The organism is Marinimicrobium sp. UBA4509 (assembly GCF_002388575.1).
Classification (GTDB): Bacteria; Pseudomonadota; Gammaproteobacteria; order Pseudomonadales; family Cellvibrionaceae; genus Marinimicrobium; species Marinimicrobium koreense.
This window is the reverse complement of sequence record NZ_DGMV01000064.1, coordinates 39,305-43,579: the sequence shown is the minus strand read 5'-3', so window position 1 is coordinate 43,579 and position 4,275 is coordinate 39,305. Positions and strand designations below refer to the sequence as shown.

At 60.7% G+C, this 4,275-nt stretch carries 4 protein-coding genes; all 4 read left to right on the top strand.

Annotation, left to right across the window (positions count from 1 at the left end):
- The first annotated feature begins 284 nt into the window (after nucleotides 1–284).
- Genes B3520_RS12765 through lnt form a run of 4 tightly spaced genes read left to right on the top strand, consistent with a single transcriptional unit; the run spans nucleotide 285 to nucleotide 4,250 of the window.
- Nucleotides 285–1,334, top strand: coding sequence for a PhoH family protein (locus tag B3520_RS12765; protein WP_286805112.1), 1,050 nt, complete (start codon nucleotides 285–287; stop codon nucleotides 1,332–1,334).
- Between the two features lies 1 nt (nucleotide 1,335).
- Nucleotides 1,336–1,848, top strand: a complete 513-nt coding sequence (gene ybeY / locus B3520_RS12760; RefSeq protein ID WP_286805114.1) for an rRNA maturation RNase YbeY — start codon at nucleotides 1,336–1,338, stop codon at nucleotides 1,846–1,848.
- Complete coding sequence (locus B3520_RS12755) at nucleotides 1,838–2,737, top strand: HlyC/CorC family transporter (protein WP_024460706.1); 900 nt, start codon at nucleotides 1,838–1,840, stop codon at nucleotides 2,735–2,737. The genes ybeY and B3520_RS12755 overlap by 11 nt, the downstream gene beginning before the upstream one ends.
- A 4-nt stretch (nucleotides 2,738–2,741) precedes the next feature.
- Nucleotides 2,742–4,250 carry an apolipoprotein N-acyltransferase gene (gene lnt / locus B3520_RS12750; protein ID WP_286876195.1) on the top strand — a complete coding sequence of 503 codons (1,509 nt, stop codon included), beginning with the start codon at nucleotides 2,742–2,744 and terminating at the stop codon, nucleotides 4,248–4,250.
- Nucleotides 4,251–4,275 lie beyond the last annotated feature (25 nt).

Here is a 4,275-nt window from a genome sequence, read left to right as displayed (position 1 = left end):
CCGTGGAGCGGGGGACCCGCGATTCGAGCCTGCGTGGACGCCCCACATGGATGTGGGAAGTGTCCCGAAGCGCCGGGAGCGCGAAGAGGACCGTATTTACGGCGTGTCTTGAACGGCCTTCCCCTTCCCGGACCGGACGCTCAGATAACCACAAGAGCCTCTTATAACCCAGGGTTCGCAAAACCACCCGGGCTAAGAAACAAACGGCCGAAGATTTGCCTTTTCGCCATCATTTTTATGGTTTAGGCTTAAAGTAAGTCCATAAACAGGAGAACGACACCTCATTGAATAGTCACGCAGTAACCAGCCCCGACGCTGTCACCCATCGGGTGACCCTGGAACCCGACGACAACCGCCGTCTCGCCAGCCTCTGTGGTCAGTTCGACCAGCACCTGCGCCAGATCGAAGAGCGCCTCAATATCCAGATTCGCAACCGCGGCAACCAGTTCGCGCTGACCGGTGATGCCCAGACCACCGAGACCGCCGCTGAGCTGCTCAAGAGCCTCTACCGCGAAACCAACACGGCGGAGCTCACCCCTGACGAAATTCACCTTGCCCTGCAAACCTCCGGTATCGAGGAGCTTATGGACCAACTGAATGACCGCGTGACCGACGAGGGTGCCGCCGAATCCGGTACCGGTGGCGATCAGGCCTCCGGCGGCATGACGCTGATTCGCACCAAGAAGTGCACCATCAAGCCCCGGGGCGGCAATCAGCAGCGCTATGTGAAAGCCATCCAGGCCAACGACATCAACTTCGGCACGGGCCCGGCCGGTACCGGGAAAACCTACCTGGCGGTCGCCTGCGCGGTGGAAGCCCTGCTCAAAGACGAAGTCGAGCGGATTCTGCTGGTACGCCCGGCGGTGGAAGCCGGCGAGAAGCTGGGCTTTCTGCCCGGTGACCTGGCCCAGAAGGTGGACCCCTACCTGCGGCCGTTGTACGACGCCCTGTTTGAAATGCTGGGCTTTGAAACCGTCGGTAAACTGATCGAGCGCAACGTGATCGAAGTGGCCCCACTGGCCTACATGCGCGGTCGCACCCTGAGCAACGCCTTTGTGATTCTGGACGAAAGCCAAAACACCACCCGGGAACAGATGAAAATGTTTCTGACCCGGATCGGCTTTGGCTCCACCGCCGTCATCACCGGCGACCCCAGCCAGATCGACCTGCCCAAAGGCCAGAAATCCGGGCTGCGGCACGCCATTGAGGTGCTGTCGAACGTCAATGGCATCAGCTTCACCCACTTTACCGCCAAGGACGTGGTGCGCCACCCGCTGGTGCAGCGCATCGTGGAAGCCTACGACGCCTTCGACGAGAGCCACCCGGACGACTGACGTGCCCCTGACCATCGATATCGCTGTCGCCTCCGAGGACGACGGCCTCCCCTCTTCCGAGCTGATCGAACGCTGGATTGGCGCAGCCCTTGAGGCGGGCGCCCATCAGCCCGATGCCGAGGTCAGCGTCTGTATCGTCGACGAGGCCGAAAGCCAGGCCCTCAACCACCGCTATCGGGGCAAGGACAAACCGACCAACGTTTTGTCCTTTCCGGCCGACCTGCCTGCCGAGCTGGAACTGCCCTTGCTTGGCGATCTGGTAGTCTGCGCCCCGGTGGTGGCGCGGGAAGCAAAGGAGCAGGGCAAAAGCCCCGAGGCCCACTGGGCTCACATGCTTGTGCACGGGACCTTGCATTTGCTAGGTTATGACCATATTGATCCGGAGGAAGCCGACCAGATGGAAAGCCTGGAAACCCGGATTCTGACTCGGTTACACTACCCGTCGCCTTACGACGAGGCCCCGATACCCGGCGCAAGCCAACCAACAGGACAGATTCAAACCCATGAACGATGACCCTCCGAGTAGCAGCCTTCAGACCCGCTACTCCGATAAAGCCGATAAAACCGACCGATCGGACAAGACCGAACGCGCCGACCGGTCCTGGTTGCACAAGTTGATGCAGGCCTTCAACGGTGAGCCGCAGTCCCGCGAGGAACTGCTGGAAATCATCAAAGAAGCCGCCAACAACAAACTGCTCGACCAGGAGGCACTGAGTATCATCGAGGGGGCCCTGGACGTCTCGCTCCTTCAGGCGCGGGAACTGATGATTCCCCGCTCCCAGATTGTCGCCATCCGTATCGACGAAACCCCCAAAGAGTTTCTGCCCAAAATCATCGAGTCCGGCCACTCCCGCTTCCCGGTGATTGGCGAGAGCTTTGATGACATCAAAGGCATCCTGCTGGCCAAAGACCTGCTGCGCATGATGCTCGAAGAGAACACCGACTTCAGTCTGGAGTCGATCCTGCGCCCGGCCAACATCATTCCCGAAAGTAAGCGGGTGAACGTCCTGCTGCGGGAATTCCGGGAAAAGCGCTACCACATGGCCCTGGTCATCGATGAATACGGCGGTATCGCCGGGCTGCTGACCATTGAAGACATTCTTGAGGAGATCGTCGGCGACATCGAAGACGAAACCGACGAAGAGGTCAGCGACGAGTTCATCAAGCGGGTCAGCGATACCGACTTTATCGTCAAGGCCCTGACCCCCATCGACGACTTTAACGACTACTTCGATGCCGGCCTGAGCGAAGAAGACTTCGACACCATCGGCGGCATTCTGATGCAGGAGTTCGGACACCTGCCCAAGCGCAACGAAGTCGCCACCATCGACAACTTCCAGTTCCGGGTACTGTACGCGGACAACCGCCAGATCCATCTGGTGCGGCTGACCCTGATCGAATAACCCCATGACCGAACTGCGAGCGGCGCTGGCGCGCCTACCGGGCTGGGCCGCCTGGCTGCTGTGTGCGGCCGCCGGCGGTCTGGTCCCCCTGAGCTTTGCCCCGTTTGACCTTTGGCCACTGGCGCTACTCGGCCTGGTGGCGTTCGCCCTTTTGTTGGATCAACAGAGTGGTCGCACCGCCTGGTGGCGCGCCTGGGGATTCGGCATCGGCCTCTACGGGGTTGGGGTGTCCTGGATTTTTATCAGCATCCACAGCTTCGGCAATGCCTCGGCCCCACTAGCGGCGGTCATGACCGGGCTGTTTGTGCTGTTTGTCGCCCTGGTGTTCAGCCTGCCGTTTTACCTCTATGGCCGCTGGTTCAGCCAGCACCCACTTGGCCCCCTGCTCGCCTTCGCCGCGCTCTACCTGTTGGGTGAGTGGCTGCGCGGCTGGCTGCTGACCGGCTTTCCCTGGCTGTACCTCGGCTACGGTCATCTGGATACCTGGTTGGCCGGTTGGGCGCCGGTAACCGGGGTGCTGGGGCTGAGCCTGATCCTGTTGTTGACCGCCAGCATCATCGCCCAATGGCTCCTTCGCCCATCCCGCCCGCGCATTCAAATCGCGGCCACTCTTCTGGTGTTTGGCCTTTGGCCCATCGGTTGGGGGCTGAACCAGATTGAATGGACCCAGCCTCAGGGAGAGCCGGTCACCGTCGGTATGATCCAGCCCAACATTCCCCAGGACCGTAAGTGGGACCCGACATTTTTTGAGCCCACTCTGAAGCGGCTCGATGGCCTGAGCGAAGACCTCTGGGACAACGACTGGCTGATCTGGCCCGAAGCGGCCATTCCCAGGGTGTACCACCAGATGCTGCCCTATCTGGAAACGCTCAATGTACGCGCGGAGGAGACCGAGACCGGCTTTATCACCGGGATCATTTTCGATGAGCGACGCAAAGGGGAGTACTACAACAGCGTGGTCGGGCTCGGCCCGGCGCTGGGGATCTACCACAAGCGCCGCCTCGTGCCCTTTGGGGAATACGTGCCGCTGGAGGATTGGTTGCGCGGGCTGATCGACTTCTTTGACCTGCCCACCTCCATCATCAGCCGCGGCCCCTGGGAGCAAAGCGGATTGCAGATTGGCGATGTGGGAATCTCCGCGTCTGTCTGTTATGAAGTCGTGTACCCGGACCTGGTGGCCCGCAGTGCGCGGGATCGGCAGGTGCTGCTTACCATCAGTAATGACGGCTGGTTTGCCGACTCCATCGGCCCGCTGCAGCATATGCAGATGGCCCGTATGCGAGCATTGGAAACCGGGCGGCCGATGATTCGGGCCACCAATAATGGAGTCAGCGCCTTTGTGGGTCATAAAGGTCAGATTGAAAAGCGGGCCGAGCAGTTTGTGCAGACGAATCTCGAGGGCAGTGTGCAACCCCGAAGCGGCATAACGCCGTTTATGGGGTGGGGGAGCTGGCCGGTGGCCATATTGTGCGGGATAGTATTGGTGTTGTTGCGGGTGTTTCCGCGGCGTTAAATTTGGGTGACGGCGGATGCGGCCT

What these genes read in the sequence shown, in the direction of transcription:
- B3520_RS12755 (WP_024460706.1), top strand. Translation starts at nt 1,838, where the DNA reads ATGAACGATGACCCTCCGAGTAGCAGCCTTCAGACCCGCTACTCCGAT.
- lnt (WP_286876195.1), top strand. Translation starts at nt 2,742, where the DNA reads ATGACCGAACTGCGAGCGGCGCTGGCGCGCCTACCGGGCTGGGCCGCC.